Below are 18,222 nucleotides of genomic sequence, written 5' to 3'. Positions count from 1 at the left end.
CTACCGAATCCGGTTCAGACTTCTTATCAACGCTTCGTCTTTCCCAATGCCGCGGATGGCCAGGTAATCGAGTATAACTGCCAGTACCGGAAAAACTATCGGAATTTTAAACACAATTTCAGCGCCATCGAATGCAGCATATAAAAAATAGAACATCACACCCACAAGTCCCAGTAGCAGGAGAATTGTAAATGAAAGAAACCGGATTTGACGGATACGTTTTTTATACAGAAAAATAATGACCAGGTGCAGCAGGGTAATTAATCCGATAAACCCCATTACCGGCAGCCCGTCGAATAATATTTGGCCGTCGCTGATGATTCCGTTGGCATTAAAGACGTACAACTGGCCTTCAACTGCCAGTTCTGCAAAATCGAGTTTTAACAACAATGCCACAAGCACGGCGGCAAAAAATATGTAAATGGTTTGAATTCGCTGGATCATATTATAAATTTTCTGCAAAAGTATAAAATATTTTAATGGAGTGAACCCTTGAGGAACTGCACTGTGTGCGACAAATTCCATATTATAATGATCTTTTGGAAAATTGTATCTTTTACACCGCGTCCATTAAAGGGATTAAATGCTAAAGCCGCAAAAGACTCCGAAAAGTTTAAACACCGGGCTGAAGCACCGGTGTAAAAAATTGATTGTTTGTTCAGTGATTTTAAAACACAGAGTTTGACGTACACCCTTCGAGCTACAACACCTGCTCCACTTCATCCTGACTGATGTACCAAAGAAATCCCTCCACCTTTTCGAAACCGCATTTTTTTAATGTTTCTGTGTATCGCTCCAACTGTCTGTGGTACTTTTCAGGATTTTTTTCGCCCCATTTATAATCTACCACAATGGCCTGATTTCCCGAAACCATAATCCGGTCGGGTCGCAAAAGTTTTCCCGGAGCCAGTAAATTCCGTTCGTTCAATACCTTAAAACTGCCATCGAACCACCGGCTGATAACCGGATTTTGAAGGCTGGCTTCCAGTTTTTTCAGAATGGTTTTCCGTTCTGTTTCATTTATCCGGCCTTCTTTAAAGGCTTTGGTGCAGGCTGGTTCCACATCGTCTGCCATTGTTATTTCCGCCAAAATTTCATGCACCAGTTTTCCGGTGTTTTTTACCGAATGTTTTTGTTCTTCTGCTGAAAAGAAATCTTCGCTGTTTAGCCTCAACCGGATGCGGTTGCTGAAATCGTAAAACTGATAGGTTTTAATCCACCCCGGTTGACCAGCCTTTTTCTTCGAACTAAAAACAGGAAGTTCTCCAAATCGAAATTCAGTTCCTTCCGGGTTCCGGCAACCGGCAAATTGCTTTTCAGCACTCATTTGATTTAATGCATATTCCAGCATTGTATTCACTGTTTTTCCGGGTAAATCTGCTTTTTTGGAATTCTCTGATTCCTCCTTTTTCCTGCAATGAACAAACAAAACTGATTTGGCGCGGGTAAAAGCAACGTAAACCAAATTCATGGTATCGATGTAACTGCTCAGTTTTTCTTCGAAATAATCCTGGCGGAAAATGGTTTTTGCCAGATTCTGGCCGGCTTTCACCGGCAGCAACGGAAACCGGTTAAACGGTTCGGTTTCGGGCCGGCACCACAACATCGGCGCCTGGTTTCCAATCCAAGAAACATCCCAGTTGAAAAACGGAAGCAAAACAGCTTCATACTCCAATCCTTTGGCTTTATGCACGGTAATCAATCGCACCGAATCCACTTCCTCATTCACATTTACCGAAGTTTTGTATCCCTTTTCTTTCCACCAGAAAAGAAAGTTGGATAAATCGTTTGACAGGGAAATTTTCAGATCGGCTGCCTGGTCAATAAGCGTTTGCAAATAAGGAAGTTCCGATTCCATTTTAAACAAACCAAACAAGGCACAAATTTCTGAAACCGTTTCATCAAGGGAAGAAAGCAAAACTTTTTGCCTGAGCACCTTCATTTTTTCACCGAGCTCAGCTTCGAAAACCGCTTCAAAATTTTCATCAATTGCCCAGCCTGGTTGAGATTTTTGGCTAACCTTTTCAAAATCCAAAATCAGTTGAGATTCTTCTGAAAAAACATTTCCCATATTTTTCCAAGCAGGTTTCAACCACGAAAGCCAAAGCTGAAGGATGGCCACTTTCTGAATTTTAGCCTCAGAATCAATCAGTAATTCAACAACAAGCAAAACCAGATTTACGCCACGGGAAATATAAAGGAAAAGCGATTCATTGGAAAGTACTGACAGGTTATAGCTTGCATTTTCATCTTTTTTGGCAGCCTCTAAAAAAGCTTCCACAATTTTGGGACCTTCGCTGTTTTTGCGGATTAAAATGGCAATATCGGAAGCATTTAATCCTTTATCCTGAAGCTGTTTAACCTGCTCTACCAGCAGTTGTAAAGTTTCCGCTTCAAAATCTTTATCCTGAATAAAATTTATTTCAGCCAGGCCTTTTCTTTCAGTCAGTGCATTGCCCGGTTCCTGTTTGAATTGCCGGTAAATGGAACTAAACTTCTCTTTGAAACTTTCATCTTCAAAATCCTCAAATAAAAAATCTTCAAACGTTTGTTTCAGCGCTCCAATGGCCGCATTATTAAAATCAATAATATTAAGCTGACTGCGCCAGTTTTTTTTGAGCGGAATTTCCCTGGGCGGATATTGCGGAAAATCGGCATTTATTTGCGATGCCAGAATGTTCCAGTCGCTGTTGCGCCAGCGGTAAATCGACTGCTTTACATCGCCTACCAAAAGGGCCGGATGACCTTCGGCCAGCGCATTGGCAATCAGCGGTTTAAAATTAGTCCACTGCAAAGAAGAAGTATCCTGAAACTCATCGAGCATGTAATAATTAAAGCGGGTTCCAATTTTTTCATAAATAAAAGGAGAATCGCTGTCGCCAATAATTTTGCTCAGCAAAAGGTTCGAGTCTGAAATTTGCAGCAAACCTTTTTCCTGCAAAAGCAACTTCACTTCCTCCTTCAAATCGGTGAGAATTCCAAGCATCCGAAGTTGTTTGCGCACTTCAAGCGACGATTGGTAACGGCTTTCGTTACTGGTGTAAAAATCCAGAATATCCCGCAGCAAAGGTTGAAGATTATCTTCCACCAGTTTTTCCAGAGCAGCTTTGTGTTGATGCGATTTTGAAAACCATTTTTCTGTTGAATCTGCCGCAGCCAGAACTCTAACGCCCGGTTCTTTCAACTCACCTTCCGACATTTTTTTCAAATATCCTGCAATACCAGCCATTTTATAGGAAAAATCATCCACCGAAAATCCGGCCTTTTGCATAGACTCCATACATTCGCCGGCTTTCTTTTTTAATGTATGCTCATACCAGGCAATAATTTTTTCAAGTTCTTTCCTGAATCCTTCCAGATTATCGCGGGTGTAAGGATTTTCATCCTGTTCATTTTCAGGGAAAAACACCTGAAACTTTTCCTTAAACAATTCGCCGCCCAAACTTTTTATGTCTTCTTCTATTCGCTGACTTTTGTTTTCCCTTATTTTTTCCTGGCTGAATTTCACCAACCATCTGCGTAATTGTTTATCCTTGTCCACTTTAGCCAAAAGCCGATCAACCGCCTCCTCCAGAATCATCTGGTTATCGAGCTCAAGTATAAAATGAGGTGAAATGCCCATTTCGCGGTTAAATGCTTTTATAACCCGCTGGGTGAATGAATCTATGGTGTTTACTGAAAACCGGTTGTAATCGTGTAATATATTTTTCAAAACCAGTTTTGCCCGTTTTCTGATTTCTGTTTCCGAAAATGTTGTAGCCTTTTTAAGGAGTTCCAGGTAGGCTGAATCCCTGTTATCTGCCAGTTGATGGAGTTGTTCCAGTATCCGGCTTTTCATTTCGTTGGTGGCTTTGTTGGTAAATGTAACCGCCAGAATATTTCGGTAACTCGCCTGGTTTTTAATCAAGAGTAATAAATATTCTGCCACCAGTTGAAAGGTTTTCCCCGAACCTGCAGATGCTTTATAGACTGTTAACATGAAATAGTTCTGAGTTTTAAGTTTAAATAATCAGGCTAATAACCGGGCCCTTGCGTTAGGTTAATCCGGGTTTCAATTTTAAAATTTTTTGAAACGTTGTATTTAAGAAACATGGTAGAACCCCTGACATCAAAATTGTTCATTCCCTGGTTTGGGAAAGGAGCAGAAAATACCGAATTGGCGCCAAAACTGTAGCCACCCAATGTAAAACGATCATTTACCTGGTATGATGCCCCGCTTAAAACAGTTTCGTCTCGTAAAAATGGGGAAAATCCGGCAACAGGCAATCCGGACGAAAAATCTTCAAAAGACCAAATATTCATTGGATTATCCTGAACATTGTAACTCCACCTTTTTGCCATTTCGCCCTGAAAATTAAACCCTGGCAACTGCACTGGCTCCATAAATTCTCCTAATGGAAGCGTTCCTGAAAGAAGCTGATAATACATCAACTGGCGTTCTGCGGCAACTGAAGCTGAATCATTTTCAGCAATTACCGGCATTAAAGGTTTCTGTGCATTTGAAAAAATAAAATAAAAAGTAAACAGTATTAAAAGCAATTTCTTCACAATTCTTTGTCCTCCTGTATTAATTTTCATCAAATTTATAAATAATTAGAAAAGAAAAAAGTTTAGTTTCGGAAGAATTCAGGGATATAAAAGTTTGATATAAATGATTTGATATAGGATTTTCAGTAAAAATCATAAAAATACTACTTAAAAAATTACTACATTTGCCGCCAATTAAAAAAAACATGGCATGTTAACCATTAAATCTTTTGGCAAAACCAGAATTGGTTTGCTTTTTTTACTATTGGTCATTGTAACCTCGTGTAGCACACCTTTAAATGAATTAATATACCTTAACGGTATTGAACCGGGAACTACCTATTCAAACGGGCCAATCCCGGAAGAATACAGAATTCGGTCGAACGATCAGTTATTTATTCAGGTGATTAGCGATGACCCTTTAAATGCTGCATTTCTGAACCTTACCAATACTCAGGTTTCAATGGGGGGCATGGGAAGTTCGGCCAACAGCCTTGAACTGATAACTTACCTCGTTGATGAGGAAGGCTATATTTCTTACCCGCAATTGGGCAATATTCCGGTTGAAGACAAAACCGTTTCAGAAGTAAGAGATATTGTTCAGGAAAAGGTTGATAATTACCTTGAAAGCGCCTCGGTATTTGTAAAACTGGTAAACCGGAATATTACTGTTTTAGGCGAAGTAAAACAACCCGGACAAAAACTGATGGTAAAAAACCAGCTAACTATTTTTGAAGCCTTGGGAACTGCCGGAGATATTACAGATTATGGGAACAGGCAAACAGTAAAATTAATTCGCGAACTACCTGATGGAAAACATGTGGCAGAGTTAAACCTTATCGATCCGAATATAATTTATTCGCCCTATTACTATGTTTTGCCGCACGATATTGTTTATGTAGAACACAGCACCAAAGTTTACGGGGCTAAAAACCTGCCTTATTCAGCACCATTAAGCATCACTGCATCAATAATTTCAATCGGATTATTGGTTTTAAATCTTTTCCGACAATGACTCAGACAGAAATAAATACGAACAACAGAAACATTCTTCAGTCACAGGAAGATGACAGCATTGACCTGAAAAAAATTGTTTTTAAGTTTTTACGCAACTGGTACTGGTTTGTGCTGGCGGTAATAATTACAGTTGGTTTTGCTTTTTTGTATAACCGTTACAAAACTCCGGTTTACGAAATTAATGCCTCTATGCTTGTTGAGGAAGGAAAGGCATCTTCGCCTTTGTCCGGAGCAATGGGAGGGCCCCAGCAGAATATTTTCCAGGGACTGGGTGGCATGAATAGCATGCAGAATATTTATAACCAAATGGTTATTTTGAATTCAACGCCTATTGTTGCAAGGACTTTAGATGAATTGGATTTTGAAGTTAGTTATTATGCTGTTGGCCGGGTTTCTGTTACAGAACGCTATAAGGAAGTTCCGTTTCAGGTGATTTGGGATAAAAATCAGCCTCAAATTATTGAAGGAGATTTTGAACTGATTATTTTGCCTACCGGAAAACTTCAAATCAGCATGGACGAAGAAGAAGCTGTAGTTTACAATTACACGGAAGATGAAGTCATTCGCAGAATTCCTGATTTTTCGTTTTCACGCGAAGTAGATGCCGGTTCCAAATTTACTTCAGACGAATGCTCATTCACCATTTTACTGAACGAACAATTCAATTCTGATGCTCCGAATAATTTTAAATTCAGGTTTCATTCAAAAAGTTCACTCATAAAAAAATACAAAAGTAACCTGGAAGTTACCCTGAATGATAAAGAAACTTCGATATTGGACCTGAAACTCAGAGATTTTAATGTAAAAAAAGGAGTTACTTTTCTCAACAAACTAACAGAAGTATATCAACTGGATAACCTGGAGAAAAAGAATGAAAATGCCAACCGTACCATTCAGTTTATTACTACGCAGTTGGAAACAATTTCAGATTCGCTGAGTGTTTCAGAAAGCCGGATGGAAACTTTCCAAAGTGAAAACCAGGTGCTCGATATTTCCATGCAGTCGCAACAGTTACTTGAGCAAATGCGCGAGTTGGATCAGGAACGAGTGGCATTGGAAACCCAAAACAAATATTACCATTACCTGAGAGAATATATTGCACCCAATGCAAATCTGGAATTGGAAACAGTAATTGCGCCTTCTGCAATGGGAATCCAGGATCCACTTTTGAATAGCCTGATTCTGCAGTTAAATGAATTAATTACTGAAAAATCGAGCCAGACTTCTATCAGGCAAAATTCACAACATCCTACCATATTAAGATTAAATGCGCAAATTGAAAGTGTAAAGAACTCGTTGCGCGAAAACGTGAACAACATCATTTCACAGTCGGATATGGCTTTGGGAAATCTAAACACGCGTATTCGCAGTTTTGAAGCACAAGTCAGGCGACTTCCTGCCACGGAAAGAAATTATGTGAACATTGAACGTAAGTACAAATTAAACAACGAAACATACACTTTTCTGCTTCAGAAACTTTCAGAAGCTCAAATTGCCAAGGCATCCAACATTCCGGATAGCCAGATGATTGAAGAACCGCAGATGTTGGGAACCGGACCGGTTGAACCAAAAACCATGATGATTTATGCCATTGGTTTATTGCTGGGACTGGCTTTGCCGGCCGGTGGAATTATGCTTGCCGACTTTTTCAATACTAAAATTAATTCTCAGGATGATATTGAATCTATTACTAACTTCCCCATTGTTGGTCATGTATTTCAAAATCAAGGAGAAGGCAATAGCCGCACACTTGTACTTGATAAACCCAATTCACCGGCAAGTGAACCCTATCGCGCTATCCGCACCAAATTAAACCTGATTACCAAAGGAAAACCAAATCCGGTTATTGCGGTTACTTCCACTTTTCCAAAAGAAGGAAAATCATATAATGCAATAAATATCGCTTCATCTTTTGCATTAATGCGTAAAAAAACGGTTTTGTTAGACCTCGACCTGCGCAATTCTAAACTGAAGGAAGAATTTAACCTGGATTCCGATTTGGGTGTGGTTAACTATATTATTGGAAAGGCGAACGTTGAGGAAATTACTTTCAAAACCAAACACCCCTGGCTTAAACTGATTCCTGCCGGGCCCATCCCTCCCAATCCGGCCGAAATGCTGACGGATGATAAAATGCTTGAATTACTGGGAGAGCTTAAAGAGAAATACGATGTTATAGTAATTGACTCGGCACCTGTTGGTTATGTAGCTGACCTATTCCATCTCCACGACATTATTGACACGAATCTGTTTGTGGTCCGCCATAAATACACACATAAAATGGCCTTAAAAACAGCGCTTGAAGAAGTAACAAAACATCAGTTGAAAGGGGTTGGAATAATTGTAAATAACATTAAACTGGGCAAACAGAATTACAGCTTTAGCGGTGGTTACGGATATGGCTATGGATACGGGTATGGTTATGGCTACGGATATGGTTATGGCCAAAAAAAGGAAGATCAAAAAAGTAACAGAAAAGTGCTTAAACCGGAAGATGTTTAGTTTCCTCCGGTTTAGGCGGAAATTTTTATGCTTTTTCCAAACTTATAGCAGAATTTTGAATCAGGTCCCAGGTATCTTTTACATGCTTTTCTTCCGTGTGGGTTTGCCCGATGCTCATTCGCAAAACAACCTGCCCATTCAGTTTGGTGTGTGTAAAAAATGCTTTCCCGGTTTCATTTACCGCATTCATAAGTTTCATATTAAATTCATCATTTGATTTATGCCTGAAGCAAACCAGGTTTAGTGGCGGGTCTAAAACCAATTCAAAATCATTGGATTCTTTCACCCAACCGGCAAAATTTTGGGCCATTTCCACATGTTTTCTAATATGAAATTGTAATCCCTCAATACCATAGTGGCGAATTACAAACCAAAGTTTCAAAGACCGAAACCGCCTGCCCAGTTGTACATGCCAGTCGCGGTAATCAAAAACCGCACCCGATTCGGTAGCTTTGTTTTTCAGGTATTCAGGCAAAATTGAAAATGTATGTATCAACTCATTCCGGTTAGCCACCCAAAACACGTCACAGTCAAAATTGGTAAACATCCATTTGTGGGGGTTGAAACAGTAACTGTCGGCCAGTTCCACCCCATCTTTAAAATGCCTGAACTCAGGGCAAAGCATGGCTGTTCCAGCCATAGCGGCATCCACGTGCATCCAGCAGTTTTCTTTTTGGCAGATTTCGCCAATTTGGCGAACCGGGTCGATGGCATTCGATGATGTTGTTCCGATGGTTGCACATACAAAAAACGGCTGAAATCCTTCTGTTCTGTCTTTTTGAATTTGTTTTTCAAGCAATTCAGGTTGCATGGCAAATTGTTCATCCACATCAATCACGCGCAGGTTCTCGCTGCCAATTCCGGCCATTTTTATGGCTTTTTCAAGCGAAGAATGGGTTTGAGATGAAACGTAGGCCACCAGCTTTTGCCTTACGCCGGTTTTATTCGATTCAAATTTTGTAGCACGTTCGCGGGCGGCAATCACTGCCGTTAAGGCCGAGGTTGAAGCTGTGTCCTGAATTACTCCGCCGCCAGTGGAATTTGATTTAAACTTTTCGGGCATGTCCATCATTTCTGCCAGCCAGTCGAGTACACGGGTTTCCAGCTCGGTAGCTGCGGGGCTGGTTGCCCAAATCATTCCCTGAACGCCAAGTCCGGAAGAAACCAAATCGCCCAGAATGGAAGGGAACGAAGTATTGGATGGGAAATACGCGTAAAAATTTGGCGATTGCCAATGCGTAATTCCCGGCATAATTATTTCGTCCAAATCGCGCATCATGGCGTCAAATGACTCGCCTTTCTGCGGTGGATTTTCGGGAAGTTTATTCTTAATTTCTCCCGGTTTTACCTGCGACAGCACAGGATATTTTTCAATGTGTTCGTAGTAATCGGCTATCCAGTCGATAATTTTTTTTCCTTCTTCTCTGAATTGGGAAGGAGACAGATGGTAGTTTTTCATTTCAGATTATTTTCATGCAAATATACCTTTTTATTGGAGGCAATTTTTCGGGTTGAACTCATTTACACAGCGACAAATTGTTTGAATTAAACAAGGGGTTGCAACCCCTTGTTTAATAACGTATGCTAAAATCACTAAAATCTTCCAATTCCGGCATTTGGCTTTTTTCAACTTTAAGAACCCGGGCCATTGAAGGTCCTAACCGCAGATGATCCATGAAAGTTTCCATATCGTTAAAATCACCTTGTGCCATAACCACCACACTCCCATCACGGGTATTTTTCACCCAGCCTTTGATATTGAAATCATTTGCTCTTTTTTGAACAAAGTAACGAAAGCCAACACCCTGCACGCGACCGGTAATTTTAATTTCGTACTGAACCATCAAAGCTGTTTAAATTGCTCCACCACCTCGGGTTGCACCAATGCCCAAATGGAATAAACTCCTACTGCCGTTCCAATGGGAAAATTAATCAGATCGAGCACTGAAATAATCAGTGTTAGAATTCGCGCCCATTCTTTTCGTTTAAATAAACCTATTCCGGCTATAATTCCCGGAATACTCAGAACAATCATAAAAATAACCAGCACTCTGGCAATTATGGATAGCACGAACTGAGCCTCCTGATCGTTGGACAAATCGCCCACAAAATAGAGCACCGCATATACGAAAACTCCAATCAGAATACCTAAAATGCTTAACCCAATATGCAAAGCAGCTACAACATTAATATGTTTTTCCATCATTCGATTAATTTAAAATTGAATTAAAATTACAAAAATCAACAGGATTGAAAAGACTTATATGAATATTTTAGACCAATCACAACAATTTCGGGGCAAACAGGTTATTTTTTTAGAGATGTTTTAAATAAAGATGTAATTTTGCACGCAGAAAAAGGAGGAAAAAATGGAAGTGATTAAAATTATTTTACTGGCAGTCGCCCTGGTTTCAATAGCTATGTTAGGTCTTGCCACACAAATATTGTTCAAAAAAGGTGGAAAATTTCCCAACACCCATGTTGGCGGAAACAAACATTTGAAACGCCAGGGAATTGCCTGCGCCCAAACCCAGGATAAAATTGAACGGGCAAAAGTAAACAGGCAGGTTGATTTTAAAAATGTGAAAATCGCAAATATGAGCAAATAAAAGCCGGAATTAACTCCGGTTTTTTTATTGCACCAAATGTTCTTTAAAGTTTTCTGAGAGATAAATCTGGTTCTCCCCTTCCCCATCGGCATAAATAAAATAAACTTTCAAATTCTGAAACTGACCGGCAATTTCAATCGATTTTTCCAGCCCTAAAACCATAAAAGCTGTTGCAAAAGCATCGGCATCCATACAATTTTCAGCTAAAACAGTGGCACTTAGCAAACTGTGCTGAACCGGATAACCGGTTTTTGGATCGATGGTGTGGGCGTACTTTTTTCCGTCTTCTACATAAAAATTACGGTAATTACCTGAAGTTGCCAGTGCGTTTTCAGGTAGCCTAACTTTGGCCTGCAAATCGGTTGAGGCAAAAAAAGCCATTTCGTCTGGTTTGCTGATGCCGATAGTCCAAACCCTTCCCTTTTCGTTTTTCCCTTTGGCCACCACCTCACCACCAATTTCCACCATATAATTTTCACACCCTTTTTCAGCCAGAAAATTTCCAATTAAATCGCACGTATAGCCTTTTGCAATAGCGCTCATATCGAGTTTCATGTTTGGATTTTCCTTCACAATCCGGCCATCCCTGAGTTCAATTTTTTGGTAGCCGGTAATATTTTTCATACTGTCAACAATTTCCTGCGTCATCTTCCTTCGGTCTTCCGGTCCAAATCCCCAAGCATTTACCATGGGGCCGGCAGTAATATCGAATGCTCCGTTAGTAATTTCAGCAATTTCCATAGATCGCTTGTAGCAGGTTAAAAATACATCGCCTGGTTCAACCGGCTGGTTATTATTCACTTTTGAAATGACCGAAGTGGAATCGAACGTGGAAAAAATGGAATTATACCGGTTCAGTTCCTTTTTTATTTTTTCATGAATATCTTTTCCATTGGGGCTTTCGTAAACTATGTGGTAATTGGTGCCATAAATGTACCCTTCATTATAAATGTATTTTGAGGGTGCATTTTGGCAGGAAAGCAGGAAACCAACTGCAAGTAAAAGAATAACAAACCGAAATTTCATGGCGATGGATTTAAAATTCAGGGCGAAATTAAAAAAAGAACCCTTTCCTCTCTCCGGGAAATGGTTCATTTTTTGCACCGGCGCTTTAGCCCGGTGAACAAAGTCATCAAAAAACGAAAGGCTTTAGCCATTAAAAGGATTAAATGCTAAAGCCACGAAAAATGACGAAAGCAAGTCACCGGGCTAAAGCAACGGTGTAAAAATCCGCCCTTTCAGAGGCAATCACAATAAGAAATTTGTTGCTCACTCAACAGGCTTATGTTCACTGTTTCTTTATATTTCTTTTGGAATTTTACAAAAGATTACAACTTTTATCACCCTGAACAATTAATGAATTATAAAACGGGAAGCTTAAAAGTTTCACCGGTTTGCCGTGGAATTTAACTGCGTGTACCCCACCAACCTGTCGTACCGGCTGGCCATTTCGCGGTAATAAACAAAAATCTGGTAATCGTTTTCGGTTTGCCAAAAACTGCCTTCCAGGTTTTTGTGGTCGGCAACAGCCGATCCCTGTGGAACGTAAACATACATGTAATTGTAGTATCCCTGTTTCAGGAGTAATGTAAGTTCATAGGCGCTGGTATCGAAATTCCAGGTCATTTCGTTTGTTTTATTGGCGTTCCAGTTGTTCAGGGCGCCAAAAACATTTACAGTTCCACCCAGTAAAATTGATTCTAACGGAAGTGAAAAATGCACAAAAGTATAATCGCATTCCGTGTCGAAATCTTCAACTTCCTGATCCTGGCTTTCAATCACAAAATTCCCGTTCATCTCTTCGTATTCAAAAAACCTTTTGTTTGCTCTCACTTCATCGGGCATCAATGTTTTATGAAAATAGGGCCGGTGAAAATCTGTAGCCAAAACATTTTCTCCGTTTACACGGTTCGAGCGGTTGTCAAAATAACGGAATTCGTTTCCGGCCACAAAAACGTTTTCGCGGTTGTAATCGTAAATCAGTGCCCTGTCGCGAATAAACAGTGGTTTTAAATTCCGAATGGCATTATCCCACCGATTGTTTTGCATAACCACCACTTTAATTTCCTGTTGCGGATTTTCAATGCGTAAATTTTCGTGAAAAATGGTAAAATCCACCTCATGGTTTTCGCCTTTAAATGCATCAAGTGTGGCGCGTCGAACAGTTCCTTCAACATCCACCATGGGTTCAACCACATAAAACCGTTTGCTTAGTACAATATTTTCTTTGTTTCCATTTTCGTAAACAACCAAAGCGTAATTTCCCGAAAGTTTAAACCGGAAATTTTCATTCGGCAGGTATAATCTGTAATTCACGTAATTAAAAGTGGTATTAAAGGAACGAGCAAAATCATCCAGGGGGTTATCGGTAAATCCATCAATGTAATCACTTTGCGGAATAAAACTTTCATTCCAGTCGGCATCGCAATGAATAATGGTATAATAATAATCCTGAACCTCACCGGAAATATCATCGAATTTAAAAACCAACCGGGTTTCTTCTCCCATCTCCCAGATAGGGTTCGATAGTAGAAATCCATCGCGGTACATTTGCACGGTTTTTATCTCTTCTTTATAAACAGCATTTTCGTAATAAAAATTTCCTTCCTGGGCTCGTGTGAAACCAAAAAATCCGACAATCAATAATAATCCGGCAATCAATTTTTTATTCATTATTTCAACATTAAATGCTTTAAAAAAACCTGTCATCTTAAATACAAAGGTATTTTTTTCGTTTCAAATTGAAAATATGACTTTCATTCGGTTGAATTCGCCATTTTCAAAGACCTGTTTAACGCCAAAACAGGATTTTCAACATGAATTAATAATTTATTAGCATTTCCCGGAATTCAACCCCTGTTCAATATTGACATATATCACAAAACATATTGACTTATTTGCATAGTTTGAACCTTCGATTTTTCAGCAAATAACGTTGGGAATAGTGAATTTATTATTTACTTTTGCCAACCTGAAAAACAATACTATTCTTGATTAAAATGTCAGAAGTCATTAAGTTAAGGAAAGGGCTGGATATAAAATTAAAAGGAAGTGCTGAAACAGTGCTTGAAACGCTTCCGGTACCTGCCACAGTAGCATTAAAACCCACCGATTTTCCCGGGCTTACACCAAAACTGAGTGTGAAACCGGGGTATGAAGTGAAGGCCGGCGATGCTTTATTTTACGATAAATACCATCCGGAAGTGGTTTTTACCGCACCGTTTGGTGGCAAAGTTGCTTCGGTAAACAGGGGTGAACGCAGACGAATTCTTGAAGTGGTAATTGAAACCGATAACGAAGCGGGATCGGCTGAATTTAAAAAAGCCAATCCGGGTTCATTGTCTGCCCACGAAGTAAAAGAACAACTGCTTAAAAGTGGTTTATGGCCATTTATTAAACGCCGGCCATACGGGATTATAGCCTCTCCACAAGAGAAACCCAAAGCTATTTTTATTTCCTCGTTCGATACCGCCCCTCTTGCTCCCGACTACAATTTTATTGTGGAAGGCCAACTGGGAACATTTCAAACCGGTATTAATGCACTGGAAAAACTTACTGATGGAAAGGTATTTTTGGGGGTTAGCGAAAAATCAGTTTTTACCAATATTAAAAACGTTGAAATAAAACAGTTCTCTGGTCCGCATCCTGCAGGAAATGTTGGTATTCAAATCCATCATATTGCACCAGTTAATAAAGGTGAAGTGGTTTGGACTGTAAATCCACAGGATGTTTTGTTTATGGGAAGGCTGTTTGAAACCGGAAAAGTAGATTTCAGCAAAGTATTTGCAGTTACCGGTTCAGAGGTTGAAAAACCCAAATATTTTCAAACCATGTTGGGAGCACCGGTATCAACTTTAACCGATGGTCGCCTGAAAAAGGTAAATTACAAACAAAGACTTATAAGCGGAAACGTGCTAACCGGCACCCGGGTAAAACCAATGAATTACCTTGGATATTACGATTCTCAGGTTACAGTTATTCCAGAAGGCGATGAATACGAACTTTTTGGATGGGCTACACCGGGTATTGACAAGTTTAGCGCTTCGAAAACCTTCTTTTCTAAAATATTTCCTAAAAAAGAATATGAGATGAACGCCAATCTGCATGGTGGAGAACGGGCTTTTGTGCTGTCAAATCAGTACGAAAAGGTTCTTCCCATGGACATTCTTCCCGTATTTTTACTCAAATCATGCCTGGCCGACGACATTGATAAAATGGAGCAGCTTGGAATTTATGAAGTAATTGAAGAAGATTTTGCATTGTGCGAATATGTTTGTACTTCAAAAATTAAGGTGCAGGATATATTACGAAACGGAATTAACACCATGATAAAAGAACTTGGTTAATTTTTGCTGAAAACAATAAATCAGTCTGATTGAGATGAAATTCTTAAAAAACTTTTTTGAAAAAACTGAACCCTACGTGCAAAAAGGAGCGAAATACCATTGGCTTCACTCAGTGCACGACGGTTTCTTCACATTTTTGTATGTGCCAAAACACACAGCTAAAACCGGCACACATATTCACGACTATATCGACTTGAAACGCACCATGTCTATTGTTGTACTGGCACTTGTTCCTTCCTTATTATTTGGAATGTACAATGTTGGATTGCAGCATTTTTTAGCCATTGGGGAAGCTGCTTCAACAGGATTTTTCGACATGTTCCTCTATGGACTGTTGAAAGTATTGCCTGTAGTAATCGTTTCTTACGGAGTTGGGCTGGGAATCGAGTTTGCCTTTGCTCAAATGCGCGGCCACGAAATCAATGAAGGATTTCTGGTTTCGGGAATGCTTATTCCGCTGATTATGCCCATTGAAACACCCCTCTGGATGGTGGCAGTTGCCACTGCTTTCGCTGTTATTTTCGGCAAAGAGGTTTTCGGAGGAACCGGAATGAATATATGGAATCCGGCCCTTGTGGCACGTGCATTTCTGTTTTTTGCCTACCCGGCACAAATGTCAGGAAACTCGGTGTGGGTGGCCCTGGGTAAAAACGATGTTCCGATTGACGGATTTACCGGAGCAACGCCAATGGCCGATGCTGCCGCCGGAAATATAAATTTCAGCGTAGCCGACGCCTTTTTCGGATTTATTCCCGGTTCAATAGGCGAAACCAGCACCCTGGCCATTCTGATTGGTGCGGTTATTTTAATTGTAACCGGAATAGGGAACTGGAAGATAATGGTTTCAACAATTGCCGGCGGTGTAGTAATGGGAATTTTGCTGAACATTTTTGCAGGAAGTCAGGGGCTTTCTCCTGAAGCAGCAACCTTTTTCGGCGTACCATTCTGGCAGCACCTCATTTTGGGAGGTTTTGCTTTTGGGGCTGTATTTATGGCAACTGACCCGGTTTCTGCCACTCAAACAGAAAAAGGAAAATGGATATACGGATTCCTTATTGGTATTCTGGCTATTTTAATACGAGTGGTTAACCCGGCTTATCCGGAAGGAATGATGCTGGCCATTTTACTGATGAATACGTTTGCACCCCTTATCGACCATTATGTGGTACAAGGCCATATCAAACGCCGTATGAAACGGGCTAAAGTTACTGCATAACCAAAAAATTGAAATTATGGACAGGAACAGTAATACATATACTTTTATTTACGCAGCCGCAATGGTTATTCTGGTTGCTGCAGTGCTTGCCACGGCTGCCATGGCTTTACGGCCACGCCAGGATAAAAATGTGGAAATTGAAAAAATGCAAAATATTCTGGCTTCAGTAAATATTGAAAGCACCTTTGAAACTGCCGGAGAAATTTATGCTGATAAAATCAGAAATCAATATGTAATCAACTCTAAAGGCGAAATTGTTGAAGGAGAAGATGCTTTTGAAATTGACCTGAAAAGAGAAAAAGCCAAGCCGGTTGAAGAACGATTGCTTCCGGTTTTTGAATGCGAAACCGAAAGCGGACTCAAATACATTTTCCCTATGCGTGGAGCCGGGCTCTGGGGTCCTATTTGGGGGTTTGTTTCATTAGATGACGACATGAATACCATTTACGGGGCCAATTTCGATCACCAGTCGGAAACCCCTGGGTTGGGCGCCGAAATTAATACTGACTGGTTCCAGGAAGAGTTTAAAGGAAAACAAATTTTTGACAACTCCGGAAACCTTATTTCCATTACAGTTACCAAACCCGGACAGGAAGCACAGGAAGAACACAGTGTGGATGGAATTTCGGGTGGAACTATTACCAGCAAAGGCCTGGAACAAATGCTGCTGGAAGATTTTAACAGTTACGAAGAGTTCTTAATGAAGAAAAAATCATAGAAAATGAGCGAACCACTATTTTCAAAGAAAAATTTAAAGCTGTTGTCTGATCCACTAAACGACAGCAACCCCATTACTGTGCAGGTATTGGGAATTTGTTCGGCGCTTGCTGTAACAGCACAGCTAAAACCTTCACTGGTTATGGCTGTTTCGGTAATGGCCGTTATGGGATTCTCCAATGTAATTATTTCACTTTTACGCAATACCATTCCCAATCGCATACGAATTATCGTTCAGTTGGTGGTTATCGCCTCGCTGGTAATTTTGGTTGACCAGGTGCTGAAAGCCTACGTTTACGACGTGAGCAAACAGCTTTCGGTTTTTGTGGGCTTAATTATTACCAACTGTATTATTATGGGCCGGCTCGAAGCGTTTGCACTGGGTAACCGTCCCTGGCCGTCGTTTCTCGATGGAATTGGTAATGCAGCAGGTTATGGTGTAATTCTGATAATTGTAGGATTTGCCCGCGAGTTGTTTGGATCTGGCTCAGTATTCGGTTTACAGCTTATACCAGACAGTTGGTACATTGCCAACGGAGGATTTTACGAAAATAACGGTATGATGATTTTGCCTCCCATGGCACTTATTACCGTTGGAATAATTATTTGGATTCAGCGCAGTCGTAACCGCAAGTTAATTGAAGATTAACTTCAAAAAAAGAAATCGTTATGGAAAACCTGATTAATATATTTATCAAATCGATTTTCATAGAGAACATGGTTTTTGCCTACTTCCTGGGCATGTGTTCCTACCTGGCTGTATCAAAAACAGTTAAAACAGCCACCGGCCTTGGTATTGCGGTTATTTTTGTATTGGCAATCACTGTTCCGGTTGATTTTTTGCTTGAAAACTATGTGCTAAAAGAAGGTGCACTTACCTGGCTTAGCCCAACTTTTGCCGACGTTGACCTCAGTTTTCTGTCGTTTATCATGTTCATTGCAGTAATTGCTTCCATGGTTCAACTGGTAGAAATGATTGTGGAAAAATTCGCACCTGTACTTTACACGCAGTTGGGTATTTTCCTTCCGCTAATTGCAGTAAACTGTGCTATTTTAGGCGGATCGCTGTTTATGCAGCAAAAAGCTTTCTTAAACATTGGCGAAGCTACTGTTTATGGCCTCGGTTCTGGTGTCGGCTGGTTTCTGGCTATTGTGGGAATTGCAGCCATTCGGGAAAAAATTCAATACTCAAATGTACCGGCTCCGTTGCGCGGACTGGGGATTACATTTATTGTTACCGGCCTTATGGGATTGGCTTTTATGGGTTTTATGGGAATTAAATTGTAAA

At 40.2% G+C, this 18,222-nt stretch carries 16 protein-coding genes; 8 read left to right on the top strand and 8 right to left on the bottom strand.

The window, feature by feature from the left end; genetic code table 11:
* From ACESMA_RS06520 to ACESMA_RS06510, 3 genes are all read right to left on the bottom strand, one after another.
* Nucleotides 1–444 carry a DUF4293 domain-containing protein gene (locus ACESMA_RS06520; RefSeq protein WP_372947973.1) on the bottom strand — a complete coding sequence of 148 codons (444 nt, stop codon included), beginning with the start codon at nt 442–444 and terminating at the stop codon, nt 1–3.
* A 256-nt stretch (nt 445–700) separates the two neighbouring features.
* Nucleotides 701–3,979, bottom strand: a complete 3,279-nt coding sequence (locus ACESMA_RS06515; protein WP_372947972.1) for a UvrD-helicase domain-containing protein — start codon at nt 3,977–3,979, stop codon at nt 701–703.
* A gap of 35 nt (nt 3,980–4,014) precedes the next feature.
* The gene (locus ACESMA_RS06510; RefSeq protein ID WP_372947971.1) at nt 4,015–4,578 is read right to left on the bottom strand and encodes a hypothetical protein; all 564 of its coding nucleotides are present in this window, start codon (nt 4,576–4,578) and stop codon (nt 4,015–4,017) included.
* Nucleotides 4,579–4,738: 160 nt separating this feature from the next.
* Here ACESMA_RS06510 and ACESMA_RS06505 point away from each other — a divergent pair, with 160 nt between their 5' ends.
* Nucleotides 4,739–5,542: a polysaccharide biosynthesis/export family protein gene (locus ACESMA_RS06505; RefSeq protein WP_372947970.1), complete on the top strand. Its 804-nt coding sequence runs from the start codon at nt 4,739–4,741 to the stop codon at nt 5,540–5,542.
* On the top strand, nt 5,539–8,046 hold the full coding sequence (locus ACESMA_RS06500; RefSeq protein WP_372947969.1) for a GumC family protein: 2,508 nt from the start codon (nt 5,539–5,541) through the stop codon (nt 8,044–8,046). Before ACESMA_RS06505 ends, ACESMA_RS06500 begins: the two co-directional genes overlap by 4 nt.
* 25 nt (nt 8,047–8,071) lie before the next feature.
* Here the strand turns inward: ACESMA_RS06500 and ACESMA_RS06495 are convergent, their stop codons facing one another.
* The 3 genes from ACESMA_RS06495 to ACESMA_RS06485 form a co-directional block, all read right to left on the bottom strand.
* On the bottom strand, nt 8,072–9,505 hold the full coding sequence (locus tag ACESMA_RS06495) for a pyridoxal-dependent decarboxylase (protein WP_372947968.1): 1,434 nt from the start codon (nt 9,503–9,505) through the stop codon (nt 8,072–8,074).
* 112 nt (nt 9,506–9,617) lie between these two features.
* Nucleotides 9,618–9,890, bottom strand: coding sequence for an acylphosphatase (locus tag ACESMA_RS06490; RefSeq protein WP_372947967.1), 273 nt, complete (start codon nt 9,888–9,890; stop codon nt 9,618–9,620).
* Nucleotides 9,890–10,252 carry a hypothetical protein gene (locus ACESMA_RS06485; RefSeq protein WP_372947966.1) on the bottom strand — a complete coding sequence of 121 codons (363 nt, stop codon included), beginning with the start codon at nt 10,250–10,252 and terminating at the stop codon, nt 9,890–9,892. The genes ACESMA_RS06490 and ACESMA_RS06485 overlap by 1 nt, the downstream gene beginning before the upstream one ends.
* Before the next feature lie 163 nt (nt 10,253–10,415).
* Here ACESMA_RS06485 and ACESMA_RS06480 point away from each other — a divergent pair, with 163 nt between their 5' ends.
* A complete protein-coding gene (locus ACESMA_RS06480; protein WP_372947965.1) occupies nt 10,416–10,655 on the top strand; it encodes a hypothetical protein in 240 nt (79 codons plus the stop codon).
* Between the two features lie 24 nt (nt 10,656–10,679).
* Here ACESMA_RS06480 and ACESMA_RS06475 read toward each other — a convergent pair whose 3' ends face one another.
* Both ACESMA_RS06475 and ACESMA_RS06470 read right to left on the bottom strand, forming a co-directional pair.
* Entirely contained in the window at nt 10,680–11,681 is a 1,002-nt protein-coding gene (locus ACESMA_RS06475; protein WP_372947964.1) for an FAD:protein FMN transferase, read from the bottom strand.
* 360 nt (nt 11,682–12,041) lie between these two features.
* Nucleotides 12,042–13,328 (bottom strand): DUF5103 domain-containing protein, encoded by a 1,287-nt coding sequence (locus ACESMA_RS06470; RefSeq protein WP_372947963.1) that lies wholly within the window; start codon nt 13,326–13,328, stop codon nt 12,042–12,044.
* Nucleotides 13,329–13,654: 326 nt separating this feature from the next.
* Here ACESMA_RS06470 and ACESMA_RS06465 point away from each other — a divergent pair, with 326 nt between their 5' ends.
* The 5 genes from ACESMA_RS06465 to nqrE are packed head-to-tail and all read left to right on the top strand — an operon-like array spanning nt 13,655 to nt 18,221.
* Nucleotides 13,655–15,001 (top strand): Na(+)-translocating NADH-quinone reductase subunit A, encoded by a 1,347-nt coding sequence (locus ACESMA_RS06465; RefSeq protein ID WP_372947962.1) that lies wholly within the window; start codon nt 13,655–13,657, stop codon nt 14,999–15,001.
* A 34-nt stretch (nt 15,002–15,035) separates the two neighbouring features.
* Nucleotides 15,036–16,217 carry an NADH:ubiquinone reductase (Na(+)-transporting) subunit B gene (locus ACESMA_RS06460; protein ID WP_372947961.1) on the top strand — a complete coding sequence of 394 codons (1,182 nt, stop codon included), beginning with the start codon at nt 15,036–15,038 and terminating at the stop codon, nt 16,215–16,217.
* Nucleotides 16,218–16,233: 16 nt separating this feature from the next.
* Entirely contained in the window at nt 16,234–16,935 is a 702-nt protein-coding gene (gene nqrC / locus ACESMA_RS06455) for an NADH:ubiquinone reductase (Na(+)-transporting) subunit C (protein ID WP_372947960.1), read from the top strand.
* Between the two features lie 3 nt (nt 16,936–16,938).
* Nucleotides 16,939–17,583, top strand: a complete 645-nt coding sequence (locus ACESMA_RS06450) for an NADH:ubiquinone reductase (Na(+)-transporting) subunit D (RefSeq protein ID WP_372947959.1) — start codon at nt 16,939–16,941, stop codon at nt 17,581–17,583.
* A gap of 20 nt (nt 17,584–17,603) precedes the next feature.
* Nucleotides 17,604–18,221: an NADH:ubiquinone reductase (Na(+)-transporting) subunit E gene (gene nqrE / locus ACESMA_RS06445; RefSeq protein ID WP_372947958.1), complete on the top strand. Its 618-nt coding sequence runs from the start codon at nt 17,604–17,606 to the stop codon at nt 18,219–18,221.
* The last annotated feature ends 1 nt before the right edge of the window (nt 18,222 follow it).

It is taken from the genome of Mariniphaga sp., assembly GCF_041687215.1.
GTDB lineage: Bacteria > Bacteroidota > Bacteroidia > Bacteroidales > Prolixibacteraceae > Mariniphaga.
Note: the sequence above shows the minus strand (reverse complement) of the source record. Positions and strands in the feature narration are given on the sequence as shown.